Origin of the sequence: Clostridium taeniosporum, from assembly GCF_001735765.2 — a bacterium.
GTDB classification, from domain to species: domain Bacteria; phylum Bacillota; class Clostridia; order Clostridiales; family Clostridiaceae; genus Clostridium; species Clostridium taeniosporum.
Map to the genome: position 1 here is coordinate 2,190,147 of NZ_CP017253.2, position 19,569 is coordinate 2,209,715.

Consider the following 19,569-nt stretch of genomic DNA (forward strand, 5'->3'; position numbering starts at 1 on the left):
TAATTTTATTTCATTTATGTATAGTAGTTATTCTACATGTCTATAATTTAAATGTATTTAATTAGTATATTTGTTTTTATTTTAATAACTTATAAAATAATGTATTTGGAGGTTAAAATGAACTATTTTAATGAAGGAAATAAATTATACAATACTCAAGATTATTTAAGAGCCATTGATTGTTATAAAAAATCTGCTACTCAAAAACAAAATGAGGCTTGTTCATATTATAATGCTGGTGTTTGTTTTATTAAATTAAAAGAATTTGATAAAGCAATAACTATGTTAAAAAATGCTATTACTATTCAAAATCAAAGTAAATATTATTTTAATTTAGGTTATTGCTATACAATGAAAAATAAATTAGATAAAGCCCTTCAATTTTTTAATGTTGCTTGGGCAATTAATAATAATGATAATGATTGTGAAAAAGCTATAAACTTAATACTATCAAAACTATCAAAAAAATAATATACTTCTTATATTTTATAAGAAGTATATTATAAATATGCCTCTTAACCTACCATTCCCCAGCAATATTATCATTTATATGTATATCACTAAAATTTTTAGAATCAAAATAATCTCCTGCATTGTAAAATGTTGGATCAATTTTAATCCATTTATTTTCATCGCTTAAATATACTTCATTCCATGCATGACTTATATAATTTTCTCCATTATAAGCTTCCCCAGTTACTAATCTCACCTTAAAATTTGTGGCTCTTGCCATAGCTACATAAAGACAGGCATAATCAAAACATATACCATTTCTTTCTTCATATGCACATATAGCTCCGCTATTTTTTACATTTTCTGAATTTAAAACTCTTCTAGCTTTATCATAATCATAAGTTATATTAGAGCCAATCCAAGAGTATAATTTTTTCGCCTTTTCTCTGTCGCTATTACTTGATGAGACTATTTTTTTTGCCTTTTCGTTAATCGCATTATTAGACTTTACCCCTTCATCTAATGTAACTCCATTATAATAGATAATTCTATTAGATGCTATATCTTTAATCAATCCATTATTTACAATTTTTGATTTATTTTTATCTATAATCTCTTCAACCTTGTTATAAGCAGAGAAATCATTAAAAATATTTATTTTATAAGGATTATTCTGAATAGAATTAAACATTATTATTGGAACAAATAATATTAATATAAAAATACATGCCCTAACAATACCAAATATAACTGAAAAAATAATTAATAAAGTTTTACTTTCATTTATAACTTTCTTTCCACCACTAAAAATAGTTGATTGTATTATTGAAATTGTAAATTTTATTATAAATTTAATAATTATAAACAAAATTATAATTCCAATTATTTTGATTATTCCATTATTTAAGTATAAATCTCCTAAAATATTTTTAATACAGTATAATAATATATTATTAATATTCTCATATTTTAGCAAAATCAGCACAAATGTCAATATGCTTGCTATTGTGTCTATTATAGGAGATATAATATAATCAATATCAGAATTTCTTACTGACTTTATTATGCTAAACAGTATTGACATGCCTATTATACCAAAAATTATAATTTTGTATAAAAGAATTTTTTCCATTTCCTTTCTCCTTTAATCTACAAATTCAAACTCAATTATTTCTTTAACTATTTCTTTAATAATCTCATAATTATATCCCTTTGATAATAGAAATCTATACAGCTTATTAGATAATTTATATTTATCATTTTCAGTTTTTTTTAGATTATTTAATTTTTTGTAAGCTAAAGAATGTGCTATTTCCTTCTCGTTTTCTTTGTCTATACTATTTAATTCTTCTTCTATCAACTCTTTTGCTATTCCTTTTTGCATAAGAGAATACTTAATTTTATTACTACCTTGAGATTTCAACTTATCTTTTATAAATTTCTTAACATAATCTTTGTCATCTAAAAAATTATACTTCTTTAAAAAATCTATTGACTTATTTATTGCTTCTTCTTCATATCCCTTTAAATTTAGCTTATCTCTAACTTGTTTTTCAGTTTTTAAGCTTCTTTCTATAGTTCTTATTGCAGCCTCTCTACATTTTATAATACCATCTTTTTTAGCTAAATCTTTAAGTTTTTCTGAATTTACTTCGTCTTTTACCTTAATTCCTTCTTTATATATGAGTTCAGTACTTATAGAAAATGCATACTCATAATCTAGAAATACATTAACTCTTTCTTTATTTCTTTTTTGTACTTCTAATTTCGTTATTTTTTCCATTAAAAATTCTCACCTTAATCTATTTTTAATTTAAACTATTTGTATATTAACTAGACTTTAATATATGAATAGTTGGATTTTTTAATACTTTTTTGCTAACTTCATTTATCTTAGCTTTATCAATATTATTTAATCTCTCCATATCTTTTACAAATTCAAATATATCTTCACCTTCTAGCTCTTGATGTAATATATAATTACAAAGTTCCAAAGAATCTTCTAATGTTGAAATTACTGCAGTTTTATGAACTTTTTTCATAACCTCTAAATCCCTATCACCAATTTGAATTTTTCCATTAATAATATTATTTAATGTTTCTTCTATTGCACCTTTAGCTTCTTCTAGATTTTCTTCCGCTACAGAAGTATATATATATATTGTTTTTATATTACTACTTATTTCTAAATTAGTATATATATCATAAGCAAGTCCTCTATTTTCTCGTACTTCTCTAAATAAAAGAGAATTGGCACTTTCACCAAGTCTATGATTTAATATTCGTAGAGGTAGTTCATCTTCTTTTTCCAAATCATTAAAAGTATACAAATAAGTTATTGTACTTTGTTCTATATCCTTTTTGTATGTGGTTTTTATTATCTTATTATTTTTTTCTTTAATAACATTTATTTTTTCTGGCTTTTCTCCACTCCAATTTCCAAAATTATCTTCTATTAATTTTATTGCTTCATCATGGCTTAATGAAGAAACCATTGTAATTAATGAATTTTTAGGCGTATAATACTTTTCATAATAGTTTTTAATATCTTCCCTTGTAAATTTCATAACATTCTCTTCAAGACCTGCAACTTCATACTTTAAAGGGCTTTTAGTAAATGCTATATTATTTACATTCTTAAAACTATAATCTTCTAAATCATCTTTACCCATTCTTATTTCAGCTAAAATCACTCCCCTTTCTTTCTCTATTTCATTTTCTTCAAATTTTGAATTTATAATCATATCACTCAATATAGATATACTATTTTTAAATTCTTCCATTAAACAGCTAATTGTATACACAGTAGCTTCATAATCGGTATATGCATTATATTCTCCCCCTAAGGCCTCTAAATCACTATTAAGTTCTTCATCATTTCTTGTATATGTTCCCTTAAATAAACAATGTTCAATAAAATGACTTATGCCTTTTTCGTCTAAACTCTCATATAATGCTCCTACTTTAACTCCTATATTTATAGAAGCTATTTGTGTGTCCTTCTTTATAGTTATTACATCTAAACCATTTTTTATCTTATGCCTCTTTATATCAAAATTTAATTTTATCATTCATTCTTCTCCTATTAAATTATAACTAAATATATATATATTCTATATCTAAAATAAAATTATAACACATTATTTAAACTTCATTAATATAAAGCTACTCTTATATAGATATATTCTTAAAGTAATGCTAAAATATATAAAAAGTGTATAATTCTAATTTTAAAGGAGTGAAATATAAATTATGAAAAAATCAATCTTAATTGTGGAAGATGAACTTAAAATTAGATTTTTAATTAGGGACTATCTTTTAAAAGATGGTTTTAATATTTTTGAAGCATCAAATGGTGAAGAAGGTTTATTTCAGTTTAGTAGAGAAAAAATTGATTTAATAATATTAGATATAATGATGCCAAAAATGAATGGACTTGAAATGCTTGAAAAACTTAGAGATGTATCAAATGTTCCTGTTATTTTGCTTACAGCTAAAGGCGAAGAGGAAGATAAACTTGAAGGTTACGAATTTGGGGCAGATGACTACATGACAAAACCCTTTAGCCCCAAAGTTCTAGTTGCAAAAGTTAAGGCATTACTAAAAAGGACAAGAGATGACTTAGACTCAAGTATTCAAAATTTCAATGGATTAAGTATAAATCAGCTTTCACATGAAGTTAAAGTAGATGATAAAATTATTACTCTATCCCCTAAAGAATATGAACTTTTAATTTATTTAATAAATAATGAAGGTATTGCCTTGAGTCGTGATAATATACTAGATAATGTATGGGGAATTGATTACTATGGTGATATTCGCACTGTAGACACTAATATTAAAAGACTTAGAGAAAAATTATTAGATAAATCATCATATATAATCACTGTTCGTGGTAGTGGTTATAAATTTGAGGTTAAACAATGAAACATAGTTTATCAAAAAGATTATTTATAATAACTCTTTGTCTTATATTTGGATTATTGTTATTAATTTACTTTACACAATCTTTCTTATTTGAAAAGTTTTATTTTTATAGAAAAACTTCCTTTTTAGTTAAAGAAATAAGTAAAATTCAAACTTTATACTCTTATCAAAACACTGATGATTATGCTTTATATCAAGTTCTTGATAAATTTGAAAACGACAATAACTCAAAGGTTGCAATTTTCTCTCTTAATGGTGAACTTATGTATTTACCTAGTAAAATTGAAAGTAAAGATAATATAGCCATATTAACTAAATTTTGTGATGAACTTATAAATGATAAAACTTTAATTTTAGATGTAATAAAATCTTCTAAAATTAGAGTTACTCGATTTTACAAGCAAGGATCTGGAAATCAAAAAATTGGAATAATATCTCCTATGTCATTAAAATCTCAAAATGATAGCGTCATAATTTCAGTTTCGTCAATTCAACCTATTGAGGAAGCTTCAAAAATAATAGATGAATTTTACATCTATGTGTTTTTAGGTTTAACTATAATAGCCTGGATACTTTCTTCTATTTATTCTAATTTAATATCTAAGCCTCTTACCAATTTAAATACTGTAGCAAATAAAATGTCTAATATGGATTTTACTGTTTCGTGTGATATAGACAGAGAAGATGAAATTGGTAACTTAGCTAGAACTTTAAATTTTCTATCTAATAATTTGCAAAATGCTTTAACTGATCTAAAACAAAAAAATCAAAAGTTAGAAGAAGATATTGAAAAAGAAAGAAAACTTGAAAATATGAGAAAAGAATTTGTTGACAATGTAAGCCATGAATTAAAAACTCCAATAGGTATAATTGAAGGTTATGCAGAAGGACTTAAGGATGGAATAGTAGCTGGAGATGATGCAACTACTTACTTAGAAACTATTATTAGTGAATCTCAAAAAATGAGTACTTTAGTTAAAAATATGTTAGAATTATCAAAGCTTGAATCTGGAACTATCAAACCAAAACCAGAATCTTTTAACATAAATAGATTAATTTCTAAAATATTAAAGAATAATCACTTAAAATTTGAAGAAGCAAATTTAACTGTAAATTTCACTTCTAGTAATCCATATAGCTATGTTTATGCAGATATCTTTCAAATGGATCAAGTAATAACTAATATTATAACTAATGCAATAAAATATACACCAACTAATAATTTAATAGATATATGTGTAAATGAAGAAAATGATAAATTTAAAATATCAATAAAAAATATGGGAACAAATATTCCTGAAGACGATATTAAAAAATTATTTGATAAATTTTATAGAGTTGATAAATCAAGAGAAAGAACAAAAGACAGCACTGGTCTTGGGTTATCTATAGTGAAAAATATATTAAAGCTTCATAATAGCGAATTTAATCTTATAAATATAAAGAATGGAGTTGAATTTTATTTTTATCTAAATAAAATTGTTGTAAATAATAATTCCGAATAACTTAAATATAATTTATATATTCTAGAATGAAAATATATACTAGAAATAAAAGAAATAAAATAAGGTCAAATAAACCTTATCTTATTTCTTTTATTATTCCTTTTCTGTATATTGATAATAACTCTTTTAAATCTTTAATTTGATCCTTTAACTCTTTTCCTATATCTGTGTCTCCTACAGTTTTTCGTTTAAGCTTCTGCTCCACTATTAGAGTTGTTGATAAAATATCTTTTTCTTTCATTATACACTCTTCAGTAGATGAAAAATGTTCATGTGAAACTAGTTGTAACCCATAAGAATTATAAATCAAAGTATATCCTGCAATACCCGTTTGTTTTTGATAAGCCTTAGAAAAGCCACCATCAATAACTATAAGTTTACCATTAGCCTTTATTGGACTTTCTCCATTTTTTCTCTTTACTGGAACATGTCCATTTATAATTCTTGATTCATTGGGATCTAACCCAAATTCCCTAAGTATCATATCACATATTTCTTCTCTATCCCTTAATTTATAATATTCAGTTTTACTTTCTATATGAGTAATTTCATTATCTATAAAGTATCTCTCAAAGGTTGCCATTTGTTTCTTACCAAATAATGGTGATGCTGACCCTGTCCATAAATACCACATTATATCCATTCCATAAAGCTTTTCTTCGCTTCCATTTTTTTCAAAATACCCTTCTCTTGATAACGAATCGAATTTTTCTAACAATCTTCTTCCCTTATATTCTTGTCCTTGGATACAAACACTGTTTAAATTTCCATCTTTATCTAAAGGTATACATCCATGAAATAATAAATTAGAATTAAATTTTAAATACATATTTCCCTTAGAAAATAAAAATCTAACATGTTTTTGCAACTTATCACTATTTACAAAAGAATATACTAATTTATCTATCAATATTGATTCTTCCTCGGTAAGCTTATATGGTTCTTTAGGATCTATAGTTGGGAAATTAGTATCTTTTAATTTATATTCTTTGCCATTTAATAATATAGTTCCCTTTTTATAATCTATTTTATCTAATAATAACCTTTCTTCTAACTTAAACTCAGGTCTTCTATCTATTACTTCCTTTTCTAATTTAAACTGTAGTATAGTTATTGCCTTGTGCATCTTAGACACTAAATCAACATCTTGATTAGCTGATGGATTCTCTTCTTTTACTTTTGGAATAAATGATTCACATGAATCATCCTTATAATATTTCAAAGCAAATGTAGCTAAAGGTAAAAGATTTATTCCATAAATTTCTTCTACCAAATCTAAATTAGCATATCTTGTAGATATTCTAACAACATTGGCTACACAAGTTCTTACACCAGCAGCTGCTCCCATCCAAAGCATATCATGATTTCCCCATTGAATATCAACTGAATGATAATCCATAAGTGTATCTATTATAATATCTGGCCTTGGTCCTCTATCATATATATCACCTATTATATGAAGCCTATCAATAATCATTCTTTGAATAAGTTTTGATAAAGCAATTATAAACTCTTTTGCTCTTCCTATATCTATAATTGTAGTTATTATTCTATCATAATATTCTTCTTTATCTATTCCATTAAATTGTTCATGTAATAACTCTTCTATTATATAAGCAAAATCTGTAGGTAAAGCTTTTCTTACTTTTGATCTTGTATACTTAGAAGAGCAGAATCTGCAAACTTCTATAAGTCTATTTAAAGTAATCTTATACCAATCATCGATATCAGTTTCTTCTTTCAATACTATATCTAATTTTTGTTCCGGATAGTATATTAAAGTTGCTAAGCTTTTAATATCACTTTCTAATAAAGATTTACCAAAAAGGTCCTTTATCTTTCTTTTTACTACTCCAGAACCATTTCTTAATACATGAACAAAGGGTTCATACTCTCCATGTATATCACTTAAAAAATGTTCTGTACCTTTTGGTAAATTAAGTATTGCTTCTAAATTTATAATTTCTGTTGCTGCTAAAGCTATATTCGGATACTGCTTAGCCAGTAATTTAAAGTATTTTAACTTCTTAATGTCTTCCTGTTCATTATTATTCATTTTACCCTCCATAATTCACATAAAATATAATATTTTAATTACCATAATATTTAAAGTACCCTTATATAAAATATTAAACCATTTTATACAATTTTTGTCTACGTATACATTGATAAGTATTTATTATTTTTATGATATACTTTTTCGTGTAAATTGGTTCATTAATAGCCATTTTTAACATTCTATATAATACATTCTAAATATTTTACACTATAAATTTTATATTTAAATATAATAAGAACACACCTTAAACTACAAACATTTAAAATGTGTTCTTATTATATATTAACTTATTTTAATGAATCTAAATATTTAATAGCACTTAATACTGCAACATTACCTTCTCCTGCTGCTTTAATATACTGATAAGGCTTACCAGTGCAGTCTCCTGCTGCAAAACATCCTTTTATATTAGTTTGCATATTCCTTTTAACTTCAACATGTCCATCAATTATTTTTAATCCCGGAACTAATTCTTTTGGTGATACTGAATCCTTAAGTAAGAATACTCCTTCTGTTTGTAAATTATTTTCTTTTAAAATTAATTTTTCTACCTTTTTTTCACCTGTAATTTTTATAGGCTTATCTTTTATTATAGTGATATTATCATTTATATCATATATTCCTTTATACATAGGTATATAATATACTGTTTTAGCTAATTCACCCACATAATTAGCATCTCTTTCACCATTTTTATTATATGAAATTATTGATACAACCTTATCTCTATATAAAGGTGCGTCACATGTTGCACAATAGCCTACTCCTCTACCTAAAAACTCTTCTTCTCCATCTAGTGCTTTAGTATATTCTATTCCTGTTGCTATTATTACAGTAGTAGATTCATATATTTTCCCATTACTCATCAAAGTAAAATAATCACCCATAGCATAAACATTATTTATTCTTTCATCTTTTATATTTATTTTCATAGATTTTATATGATCCAAAAATATATCTTTTAATTCTTTACCGCTTATGCTATAAAACCCTAAATAATTATTAATTTTAGGTGCTATTTCTAATTTTTTACTCAAATTATTATTTCCAAAAATAATAAATTTTTTATTCCTTATCTTAGCATTTAAAGCTGCTGACAGACCTGCTGGACCACTTCCTATTATTGCAATATCATAACGTTCTTGCATAAGCTTAACTCCTAAATTATAAATTTTCTCTAATTATAGCTGATAAATCTTCTTTAGGTAAAAAGCCTATTGATGTCTCTATTGGTTTTCCATTTTTAAATAATTTTATAGTTGGTATACTTCTTATTTCATTAACCCTAGAAGATAATGGATTTTTATCAATATCTATTTTAGTAAACTTAACATTTTTAAATTCACCTTCTAATTCTTCTAATACTGGTGATAACATCCTACATGGTCCGCACCAAGTTGCCCAAAAATCTACTAAAACTAATTCATCACAATTTAAAACTTCATTTTCAAAATCCGAATCATTAATATGCTTTATCATAATTTTCCTCCTAAATTATTTCAAATACTTAAAAATTAATATTCTCTATACAAACTATTCACCTACTAATACTATTGTTCTTATTAAAATATTGATAAATTCACTTTTTAGTTGAAAGTTTTAATTAAAAACCTTTAGTAATTTCTAAAATTATATATTTAAAAACTTTATTATAGATATAATTTTCTATACATAACAAAGTACCTATAAACGAAGCACTTTTTTCAAAGTGTCCTGTTTATAGGTACCATTTTAATCTAACTTAATTTCATTAACTCTCTTTATCATATATATTTTTTAAATAGAAGCTATTTTTTGTAATTTGCTATACTCTCCATTTAACTTCATTAATTCATCATGACTTCCTTTTTCTATTATTCCCTTATTCCCTATAACAACTATTTCATCTGCATTTTGAATTGTAGACAGCCTATGTGCTACAACTATAGTTGTTCTTCCTTCACATAGCTTCTTAAGTGATTCTTGAATAATATGCTCTGTTGTATTATCTAAAGCTGATGTTGCTTCATCAAGTATCAAAATAGAAGGATTCTTTAAAAATACTCTAGCAATTGATATACGTTGCTTTTGTCCCCCTGATAATTTTACGCCTCTTTCTCCAATATAAGTATCATATCCGTCTGGTAAACTCTCAATAAATTCATGAATATTGGCCATTTTAGCTGCTTTTATAATTTCACCATCACTAGCATCAGATTTACCATATAATATATTATCTCTTATAGTTCCAGTAAATAAAAATACTTCCTGCTGTACTATTCCTATATTTTCTCTTAATGAATCTAATGTAACATTATATATGCTTTTTCCATCTATGAAAATATCACCATCATCAACATCATAAAACCTAGGAATTAAATTACAAATTGTTGTTTTTCCTCCTCCAGAATGTCCAACTAAAGCTAACATTTTTCCATTGTCTATATTAATTGAAAAATCATCTATCACCTTTTCACCTTCATAGCTAAAACTAACATTCTTAAATTCTATATTTCCTTTTACATTTTTTAATTTTACAGCACCTTTTTTATTCTTTTCTTGAGATTCATTCATTATCTGCATATATCTTTGAAATCCAGTTATTCCATTTTGAAATTGTTCCATAAAATTAATTAACTTCTTAATAGGATCTGTAAATAATCTTATATATAACATATAAGCCATAAAATCTCCAATATCTATTATTCCCTTAAAAGTAAATAGTCCACCTCCTATTAGACCTACATAATTTAATATATCTATTCCAAATCCTGCACCTGAAAAATATTCAGCCATAACTTTATACGCTTTTTCCCTTGCAGATATAAATTTATTATTTCCCTTTTCAAATTTTTCTTGTTCTACTTCATGACTAACAAAAGCTTTAGATATGCTTATTCCTGAAATACTATTTTCAAGCCTTGCATTTATTGCACCTGTTTTTACCTTTGTATCTAAAAAAGCTTTATTCATCTTTTTTCTTTCATACATAGTAAATAAAATAATAAAAGGTATAAATATAAAAATCAATACCGTAAGCGGAATATTAATAGTACACAATATTACAAATGATCCTATAAGCATAACTATTGATATGAATATATCTTCTGGTCCATGATGTGCTAATTCAGAAATTTCCATTAAATCATTTATTATTCTAGACATAATATCACCAGTTTTATTATTATCAAAATATTTATTAGGTAATCTTTGAAGATGATTAAATACATCTCTTCTCATATCACCTTGCATTCTTACACCCACAACATGTCCCCAATATTGCATAAAGTAACCACATAATGCCTTAATTAAAAATATAATTAATAAAGTTATTGCAAATACTACTATTAATCTTATATTTTTATTAGGAATCGAATCATTTATTAATGTTCTCGTCATCATTGGATAAACTAAATCACACATTGCTAATATAAATGCAGCTATTAAATCTATAAAAAATAATTTTTTATATGGTTTATAAAAACCAATAAATTTTTTTAACATGAAAGTCTCTCCCCCTTATTACTTAATTAAATCAATAATCTCACTTTTGTAATCTTTCAAGTTTTCTCTAAAGACACCTTTAATTTCAACTGGTCTCTCACCTAAAACTATTATATTTCCATTAAAATATATAGCTTCATCAACATCATGTGTAACTAACACTACTATTCTATTTTCATCTAATATGATATTCTTAAATTCATCAATTATTTTATATTTTAATGTATAATTTAATGATTTAAATGGTTCATCCATTAATATAACTTTAGATGGTTTTCCAAAGGCTCTTGCTATATTCACTCTTTGCTTCATCCCACCACTTAATTCTTCTGGATATTTATCTTTAACTTTTTCCAAACTAAGAGATGACAAAATAGATTCTATTTTCTTAGTTATTTCTAATTTTTTATAATATTTCTTCAAAGCAAACTTTAAATTTTCTTCTACGGTAAGCCATTCTATTAACCTATCTTCTTGAAATATGTAACTGACTTCATTTTTTGATATTCCTAAAATCTTACCATTATCAAAATTAAGAATTCCAGCCAGTATATTAAGTAAAGTACTTTTACCACATCCTGATTTTCCAACTATACAATTTACTTTACTGTTTTCTAAAGTTAAATTAAAATTTTCAAAAATTTTCTCTTCATTATAAGTTTTACTTAAATTTTTAATCTTAATTTCCATTTTCCTTCCACCTATATACCCTAATTCTAAATAAGTTATTTATTATTTCAAAAATTAATGATAATAAAGCAATTATTACTATCCATGCAAATATTCCACTAGTATTAAAATTTATTTTTTCTAATTGTATAGCAGATCCAATTCCATACTTAGGTTGTCCATGAACTTCTCCTGCAATAACTACTTTAAAAGCTAAAGAAAATGTTGATACAAATATACTTACCAAATGAAATTTTATAACAGGTAAATATACTGTTTTTATTTTTTCAATAATTGAAACTTCATATATATCCATCATATCTATTAATTTCTTATCTATACTATTAAGACTTCCTAATATCCCTTCATATAGTATTGGAAGTGTTATAGCAAATCCAACTATAAATGGTGTATTTTCTTTATTAAACCAAACTAATACTAATACAACTAATACCATAGTTGGTATGGTCTTTGCAAAAGAGTTTATCGGTGTTAATAAGTATTTAAAAAAGGGATACATATATGTAAGTACCCCTAAAAGTATAGCTAAAGCTATAGCTAGAATATAACATAATATTGATCTATATAAACTACTCATAAGCATTAAATTAAAATCATCTTTCTTTACAATATTAATAATCTCGGTTAATACTTGTTGGATTTTAGGTAAATATATATCATTGTTTATAAAAATGGCTAAGCTTTGCCATACTGCTAAAAAGAATAAACATGATGCTAGAATATAAATTCTATTTTTCCATGTATATTCCTTCATCTGGTATTTTCCCTCCTACAGTTTTGCTATCAAAATCATATAAATTTTTAAAGTAGGTGTTATATTCATTAATAGAATCTTTTATATTAATATATTTTATATTAGCTCTTTCCATTGCAGATATTATTATATCTTTATTAGCTGTTACCCCTATTTCTTCACAATAATCTCCTAAAGCTTCTTTATCTTTGTATGCCCATAAAGTACTATTTTCTATTTCTCTTAATATATTTTCAACTAATTTTTTATCATTTTCTATTAAATCTTTTTTTACTATTACAGTGGCCTGAGGATAGCCATATTTAGAATTATTTTCTTTTTTCCACTCTTCATTTAAATTTAAAAGTATATTTAAACCTTCTTTTTTATTTAATACTGTTGATAATGCTGGTTCTGGTAATACTGCATAATTAGCTTTTCCTGATAAAATTACAGGAGCTATTTCCGTTACTCCTCCTACATAACTAAGATTAATATCAGTATCTGGATTTATATTATTATTCTTTAAAATAGATTTTGCTATAATATCTGGTGTTAATCCTTTTCCAATATTGTAAAGTTCCTTTCCCTTTAAGTCCTCTATACTTTTTGAATCATCAGTAGATACTATATAAAAAGAACCGAATCCTACTGTTCCTGCTATTTTATAATTTCCATTTTTATCATAAGATATAGCTGATACATTTGATGGAACTATTGCTATATCAGCTTCACTTTTCATTATAGAAGTAACTATATTTTCAGGTACTTTTTCCATATCATAATTTATACTATATCCTTTTTGAATTTCTGGTTTTTCTTTTATCATCTTAGCTACAGATATTGCTGGAAGTCCATCTGGAACTACAAAATTAATTTTTTTAACTTCATCTAAATTTGCAGTATTGCTTTTATTACATCCTACAAACATAAATATTGATAAAATTGTTATTAAAAATATAGATAATTTCTTCATTAAACATCACCTTCCTTAAATTTTACTATAATCATCATAACACAATAATTATAAAAAACCATCAAATTAAGTATATCCATAATTTGATTTTAAAATGTAATTTTTCTTTAGGCATATGAAAATAAATAATAAGTAAAAGATGCTACAGATATTTTGTGAAATACCATGAACATAAATAAAGTTTAACACTAAAAAATTTTAAATTAGTGTTAAACTCATATGTACTTTATCTATATATGTCTACTATTAACCCTTGAATTTCATCTATGGTTGCTGCTAAATTTAAGTTTTCTTTTTCTTCAGATAATAACATATTTGTAAGCTCTTCTAATTTCTCATCTATAGTTTCAACAGTAACAAAATATTGAGTTTGCCAAAAACTAATATCTTTTTTGGTATCATACATAAATTTTAATATTGATTCTAAATATTCTTTTATCATTTTTTTATACATAACAACATCAACATAGGTCTTAGTTAATACAAGTTTATTTCCTCTTTTTTTAATATCATCCATCAGCTTACGAAGTTGTTCTTCTGATTTTCTTTCTCTAGCATGATTAAAACTTTGAGAAAAATCTTTTTTTTCCGATACAATTTTTCTTTCAGTTGATACATTACCCCTTTGTACTCTTCCAATTTCCATTACTGATCCATCCTTTCTTTGATAATCATTATATCAAAAAAAACATTACTTCTCTATAAATTATAATTTTTTACTATTTTTAATTGTTTTTTTTATGATTTCTTCTAGTATAAATTCCAAAAATTTTATACTACTATTTAGTTAAGGCATATGAAAATAAATAATAAATCAAAAATGTGACGGATATTTTTTGAAATACAATGACTTAGGTTATGCTAATAGTATATTCTGAGAAAAAAGTAGTTCACAAAATAAACGGGCATACTGACTAGTTATTTATTTGAATGTGCCTAAAGTTTTAATACTAGGAGGAGATTTTAAATGATAGTTAAATGTATAGATAATAATTTATGCGAAGATTTAACTTTAAGTAAAGATTATTTAGTTATAGAAGAAGCACCTGAATACTTTGTATTAATAAGTGATAAAAATGAAGAAATAACTTGTAGAAAATCTAGATTCAAAGTAATTCAAGATGGTGAATTAGCTAAAAAAACTAAAGCTACTATTAATGAATTAACTTATCAATTAAATAATGAATTTTCTGATATAAAACAATTTAATATAAGAAAAAACTCTAAAGGTGAAATTAAAGAAATTTCTATTAAATTTAAATATTAATATAACATTTAGTAAAAAATGATTACCTAAAATTTATGGTAATCATTTTTTTATCATCAAATTAATATATTAATTTTATATTCTTCTAACCACATATTTACTTGAATTAAATAAGCTATTAATTGAGGACCTGTCATCAATTGACCATACCAAGGTGACTTATATGATTTCCCTCTTGTTTCTACAATTTTTCTTACTGTATCTTCATCAATAATTTCATGAATAGGTGATGACTTCTTTTGTAATATTTCATCCATCATATTACAAACTATATCTGTATATATAGGATTATGAGTTTTAGGATACGGACTCTTTTTTCTATAAATAATCTCATTTGGAAGAATTCCTTCTAAAGCTGCTCTTAATAACCCTTTTTCCCTTCCCTCATACAATTTTATTTCTGATGGTAAATTAAATGCATAATCTACTAATCTAATATCCGCGAAAGGAACCCTAACTTCTAAACCATTATACATGCTAACTCTGTCTTTTCTATTTAAAAGATTAACCATAAACCATTTTAAATTCAAATATGCCACTTCTCTCATTCTATAATCTCTTTTGTTTTCATTTTCCAAATGTGGAACCTTACTTAATGACTTTTCATATTGATACCTTACTGTATCTTCTACTCTTATATTTTTTAACCTCTTATTAATTATAACCTCTCTATTGTTAACAAACCTTGACCATGGAAAAGTATCTAAATAAAACATTTCTTCATTTGTATACCATGGATATCCTGCAAATATTTCATCTGCACATTCTCCTGAAAGACCTACCACAAAATTTTTACGAATTTCTTTGCAAAATAATAATAATGATGAATCTATATCTGCCATACCTGGTAAATCTCTAGCTATTACTGCATCTTTTAAAGCTTTAGCTAAATCTTTATGATTTAAAGTGATTTTTTTATGATTGCTTCCTATTTCTTTTGCCATAACTTCTGCCCAATATTCATCAGAAGTAGGTTGAAATAATGATGACTTAAAATATCTATCATTATCCTCATAATCTATAGAATAAGTAGTTAATTTTTTTCCCCTCTTATTAAATTCTTCTGCTGCTATTGCAGAAATTGCAGATGAATCTAATCCTCCTGAAAGAAATGTACATATTGGCACATCACCTACTAATTGTCTTTTTATTGAATCCTCTAATAAATATCTTACATGCTCTATAGCTTCATCTGTTGTTTCTTTAAACTCCCTTGCTTCAACGCTCCAATATTCCCATGTTTTTATATCTCCATTTTTAGAAATTAATAAACAATTAGCTGGTGCTACTTCTTTTATATTTTTAAATATTGCTCTTCCTGGTGTTATAGATGGACCTAATGCAAATAGTTCTGTTAATCCATCCTCATCTATCTCTCTTTTTACACTTGGATTTGCTAAAATTGTTTTTATTTCTGATCCAAATATAAAAATCCCATTACACATTGTATAAAATAATGGTTTTACTCCCATTTGATCTCTAGCTAAAAAAACCTCATTATTTTTTTCATCAAAAATAGCAAAGGCAAATATTCCATTTAATTTATCAATGCATTTTTTTCCCCAACATATATATGATGTAAGCAATACTTCTGTATCTGAATATGAATCAAAATTAAATCCTTCACTTTTTAATTCTTTTCTTAATTCTTCTGTATTATATAATTCGCCATTATACACTAAGACATATTTATTACCTTCAACAATCTTAATCATTGGTTGATTACCACCGTCTGGGTCTACAACCACTAATCTTCTATGGCCTAATAAAACATTTTTATTAATATAATATCCTTTGTTATCTGGTCCTCTTTTTTTTAATGTTTTTACCATATCTTCTAATACATTTTTATATTTTGATATATCTTCTTTGAAATTTACTAATCCGGCAATACCACACATAATGTTCATCTCCCATATAAATATAATTTGTATTTCAGTATTATATCTTCAATACTTCGCATTATAAAATATGATTAATTAAAAATTTTGGTGCAAACTTTTGATTTTTAATAATTAATTATTGAATAATTAAATTTTGTATATTATTACATAAATTATTTTATTAGAAATACTTTGCATATTTTTTTTTATATATCACATAATATTTCATGAACCTACCGTTATCATAAAATATGAAAGAGGTGTAGTTTTTTGAAAATAACATCAAATTTTGATAATAATATATCACTAGTAAAATCAAAACTCAAAGTTAAAGAGAGTTTTGATATTATTCAAAGAAATATAATTATTGGTAATAAAAAAACAACTATGTTTTATATAGACGGATTTACTAAAGATGATGTAATGGAAAGAATAATGAATGGCTTTTTTAGCATAAAACCTGAAATAATGAATTCTTATAAAACATCAAATGAATTTATTGATAATGCTATTCCTTATATTGAAGTAGCTGAAGAAGTTGATTTAGATAAAATAATTGATGCTGTGCTTTGTGGGCAAACTTCAATGTTTATTGATGGATATGATAAATGTATAATAATGGATATGCGTACTTATCCTGTACGTGGACTTGCTGAACCTGAAAAGGAAAAAACCTTAAGAGGTGCAAGAGATGGATTTGTTGAAACAATAGTTTTTAATACTGCATTGATTCGTAGACGAATTAGAGATTCTAGGTTAGTTTTTGATATGCATACCATTGGAAGTATCTCAAAAACCGATGTTTGCATAGCTTATATGGATGGAGTTGTAAACAAACGTGGTTTAGATATTGTGTTAAAAAAAATTAAAAATATTAATGTAGATACTCTTACATTAGGAGATCAAAGTTTGGTAGAAACTTTGAGTAATAAAAACTATCTTAATCCATTTCCTAAAGTTAGATATACAGAAAGACCAGATGTAGCTTCTTCTCATCTAACTGAAGGAAATATAATTATTCTTGTAGATAATTCTCCTACTGCTATGATTTTACCAACTTCTATTTTTGATTTTTTGCAAGATGTAGATGACTATTATTTCCCTGTATTTACAGGAAATTATTTAAGAATCATTAGAAATATAATAACTATATCAACAATTGTTTTGACACCATTATACTTACTTTTCGTTAATGGAAATATACATTTACCACCTAATTTTAATTTTTTGTTTCCAAAAGATAGTTATTATATTCCAATTTTTTGGCAATTTCTAATACTAGAAGTAGCTATTGATGGCTTAAAATTAGCATCCTTAAATACTCCTAATTCTCTTGGAATGTCTTTATCAGTTATTGGCGGACTAATACTTGGAGAATATACAGTAACTGCTGGATGGTTTATACCTCAAACAATACTTTATATGTCTATAGTTGCCTTAGCTAGTTTTGAGCAATCTAGCGTAGAATTAAGTTACGCTTTAAAATTCATGAGAGTATTATTATTAATTTCAAGTGGATTACTAGGATATTGGGGATTTATAGGTGGATTAATATTAATTTTAATTATTATGTATTCTACTAAAACTGTTACAAATGATCGTTATTTTTATCCTTTGATTCCTTTTAATTGGAAAAAACTAAAGAATTTATTATTTAGAACAAGAATTAAATAATTTTTTAAACCAAAAGTGTAAAATGTAAATATATAAAAAGATATGCTCTTAACTAAAAAGCATATCTTTTTTATGTATTTATTATATTAATCTTGTTCCTTCTTTATCTTGAGCTATTAATTTTTGTTTCATTAATCCACCAAGAGCTATTTTAAAATAATTTTTACTAGTGTTAAAAGTATTCTTTATATCTTCTGGAGAAGATTTGTCATTAAATGGCATAAACCCTCCATTTTCTCTTAAATATTGAAGTATTTCTCTTGATAATAAGTCTCTTTCATCCAATCTTGTTTTTCTTGTTGTAATACCTATTACTCCATCTTCATATATTCTTTTAACTCTTGCTTTTACTTCTTGACCTGGATACAAATATTCAAAATGTTCATTTCCTAATATTATCCCTTTATATTTTTTATTAATTGCTACTTTTAAAGTTCCGTTATATCCACTTTCATACACTACTGCTTCTATTTCATCTGAAACTTTAAATTTTTCTTCTGGTGCAAACTCTAAATATGCATCAATTTTTGTTGTAAGTGCTATTCTATCTGTTTTATCTAAATACATATAAAATAAATATTTTTTTTCTGTTTTTAATTTAAATATTTGTTCCTTAATTGGTATAAATGCATCTCTTTCAAGTCCAAAATCTGCAAATGCACCTATTGCGCTTTGACCTACTACTTCTAAATAACCTATTTTTCCAACTGTTAAAAGTGGAGTTTTTAAAGTTGATATTACTCTATCTTTAGAATCCCTATAAACAAAAGCTTCTATTTTATCTCCAATTTCTATTTTTTTATTATTTAAAGATCCATTAGGTAATAGTACTTCCTCTTCCATTTCATTTTCTAAATAATATCCAAAATCAACTTTTTTGCTTACCTTAAAATTATTATATTCACCTATTAGTATCATA

Annotated in this window: 18 protein-coding genes; 5 read left to right on the top strand and 13 right to left on the bottom strand. The window is 25.0% G+C overall.

Going from position 1 to position 19,569, the window contains the following annotated elements:
* The first annotated feature begins 117 nt into the window (after positions 1-117).
* On the top strand, positions 118-471 hold the full coding sequence (locus tag BGI42_RS10055) for a tetratricopeptide repeat protein (protein WP_069680179.1): 354 nt from the start codon (positions 118-120) through the stop codon (positions 469-471).
* A 49-nt stretch (positions 472-520) separates the two neighbouring features.
* Here the strand turns inward: BGI42_RS10055 and BGI42_RS10060 are convergent, their stop codons facing one another.
* Genes BGI42_RS10060 through BGI42_RS10070 form a run of 3 tightly spaced genes read right to left on the bottom strand, consistent with a single transcriptional unit; the run spans position 521 to position 3,524 of the window.
* Positions 521-1,585, bottom strand: coding sequence for a transglutaminase-like domain-containing protein (locus tag BGI42_RS10060; protein WP_069680180.1), 1,065 nt, complete (start codon positions 1,583-1,585; stop codon positions 521-523).
* Positions 1,586-1,597: 12 nt separating this feature from the next.
* The gene (recX, locus tag BGI42_RS10065; RefSeq protein ID WP_069680181.1) at positions 1,598-2,236 is read right to left on the bottom strand and encodes a recombination regulator RecX; all 639 of its coding nucleotides are present in this window, start codon (positions 2,234-2,236) and stop codon (positions 1,598-1,600) included.
* 46 nt (positions 2,237-2,282) lie between these two features.
* Positions 2,283-3,524 carry a M16 family metallopeptidase gene (locus BGI42_RS10070; RefSeq protein ID WP_069680182.1) on the bottom strand — a complete coding sequence of 414 codons (1,242 nt, stop codon included), beginning with the start codon at positions 3,522-3,524 and terminating at the stop codon, positions 2,283-2,285.
* A gap of 181 nt (positions 3,525-3,705) precedes the next feature.
* Here BGI42_RS10070 and BGI42_RS10075 point away from each other — a divergent pair, with 181 nt between their 5' ends.
* Both BGI42_RS10075 and BGI42_RS10080 read left to right on the top strand, forming a co-directional pair.
* Positions 3,706-4,380 (top strand): response regulator transcription factor, encoded by a 675-nt coding sequence (locus tag BGI42_RS10075; protein ID WP_069680183.1) that lies wholly within the window; start codon positions 3,706-3,708, stop codon positions 4,378-4,380.
* Entirely contained in the window at positions 4,377-5,885 is a 1,509-nt protein-coding gene (locus BGI42_RS10080; protein ID WP_069680184.1) for a HAMP domain-containing sensor histidine kinase, read from the top strand. Before BGI42_RS10075 ends, BGI42_RS10080 begins: the two co-directional genes overlap by 4 nt.
* 76 nt (positions 5,886-5,961) lie before the next feature.
* Here the strand turns inward: BGI42_RS10080 and BGI42_RS10085 are convergent, their stop codons facing one another.
* The 8 genes from BGI42_RS10085 to BGI42_RS10120 form a co-directional block, all read right to left on the bottom strand.
* Positions 5,962-7,953 carry a fructose-bisphosphatase class III gene (locus BGI42_RS10085; protein ID WP_069680185.1) on the bottom strand — a complete coding sequence of 664 codons (1,992 nt, stop codon included), beginning with the start codon at positions 7,951-7,953 and terminating at the stop codon, positions 5,962-5,964.
* 278 nt (positions 7,954-8,231) lie between these two features.
* Positions 8,232-9,092, bottom strand: coding sequence for an NAD(P)/FAD-dependent oxidoreductase (locus BGI42_RS10090; protein ID WP_069680186.1), 861 nt, complete (start codon positions 9,090-9,092; stop codon positions 8,232-8,234).
* Positions 9,093-9,108: 16 nt separating this feature from the next.
* Complete coding sequence (gene trxA / locus BGI42_RS10095; RefSeq protein ID WP_069680187.1) at positions 9,109-9,423, bottom strand: thioredoxin; 315 nt, start codon at positions 9,421-9,423, stop codon at positions 9,109-9,111.
* A 297-nt stretch (positions 9,424-9,720) separates the two neighbouring features.
* The gene (locus tag BGI42_RS10100) at positions 9,721-11,427 is read right to left on the bottom strand and encodes an ABC transporter ATP-binding protein (RefSeq protein ID WP_069680188.1); all 1,707 of its coding nucleotides are present in this window, start codon (positions 11,425-11,427) and stop codon (positions 9,721-9,723) included.
* An 18-nt stretch (positions 11,428-11,445) separates the two neighbouring features.
* On the bottom strand, positions 11,446-12,117 hold the full coding sequence (locus BGI42_RS10105; protein WP_069680189.1) for an ABC transporter ATP-binding protein: 672 nt from the start codon (positions 12,115-12,117) through the stop codon (positions 11,446-11,448).
* A complete protein-coding gene (locus BGI42_RS10110) occupies positions 12,107-12,871 on the bottom strand; it encodes an ABC transporter permease (RefSeq protein WP_069680190.1) in 765 nt (254 codons plus the stop codon). Before BGI42_RS10110 ends, BGI42_RS10105 begins: the two co-directional genes overlap by 11 nt.
* Positions 12,846-13,826 (bottom strand): ABC transporter substrate-binding protein, encoded by a 981-nt coding sequence (locus tag BGI42_RS10115; RefSeq protein WP_069680191.1) that lies wholly within the window; start codon positions 13,824-13,826, stop codon positions 12,846-12,848. The genes BGI42_RS10110 and BGI42_RS10115 overlap by 26 nt, the downstream gene beginning before the upstream one ends.
* Positions 13,827-14,052: 226 nt before the next feature.
* Positions 14,053-14,472 carry a YaaR family protein gene (locus tag BGI42_RS10120; protein ID WP_069680192.1) on the bottom strand — a complete coding sequence of 140 codons (420 nt, stop codon included), beginning with the start codon at positions 14,470-14,472 and terminating at the stop codon, positions 14,053-14,055.
* A 321-nt stretch (positions 14,473-14,793) separates the two neighbouring features.
* Between BGI42_RS10120 and BGI42_RS10125 the strand changes: the two genes are divergently transcribed.
* Complete coding sequence (locus tag BGI42_RS10125) at positions 14,794-15,093, top strand: hypothetical protein (protein ID WP_069680193.1); 300 nt, start codon at positions 14,794-14,796, stop codon at positions 15,091-15,093.
* Between the two features lie 56 nt (positions 15,094-15,149).
* Here BGI42_RS10125 and asnB read toward each other — a convergent pair whose 3' ends face one another.
* Positions 15,150-16,994 (bottom strand): asparagine synthase (glutamine-hydrolyzing), encoded by a 1,845-nt coding sequence (gene asnB / locus BGI42_RS10130; RefSeq protein ID WP_069680194.1) that lies wholly within the window; start codon positions 16,992-16,994, stop codon positions 15,150-15,152.
* 252 nt (positions 16,995-17,246) lie between these two features.
* Here asnB and BGI42_RS10135 point away from each other — a divergent pair, with 252 nt between their 5' ends.
* A complete protein-coding gene (locus BGI42_RS10135; RefSeq protein WP_069680195.1) occupies positions 17,247-18,650 on the top strand; it encodes a spore germination protein in 1,404 nt (467 codons plus the stop codon).
* An 81-nt stretch (positions 18,651-18,731) separates the two neighbouring features.
* Here BGI42_RS10135 and BGI42_RS10140 read toward each other — a convergent pair whose 3' ends face one another.
* The gene (locus tag BGI42_RS10140; RefSeq protein WP_069680196.1) at positions 18,732-19,568 is read right to left on the bottom strand and encodes a CvfB family protein; all 837 of its coding nucleotides are present in this window, start codon (positions 19,566-19,568) and stop codon (positions 18,732-18,734) included.
* Position 19,569: the final 1 nt, after the last annotated feature.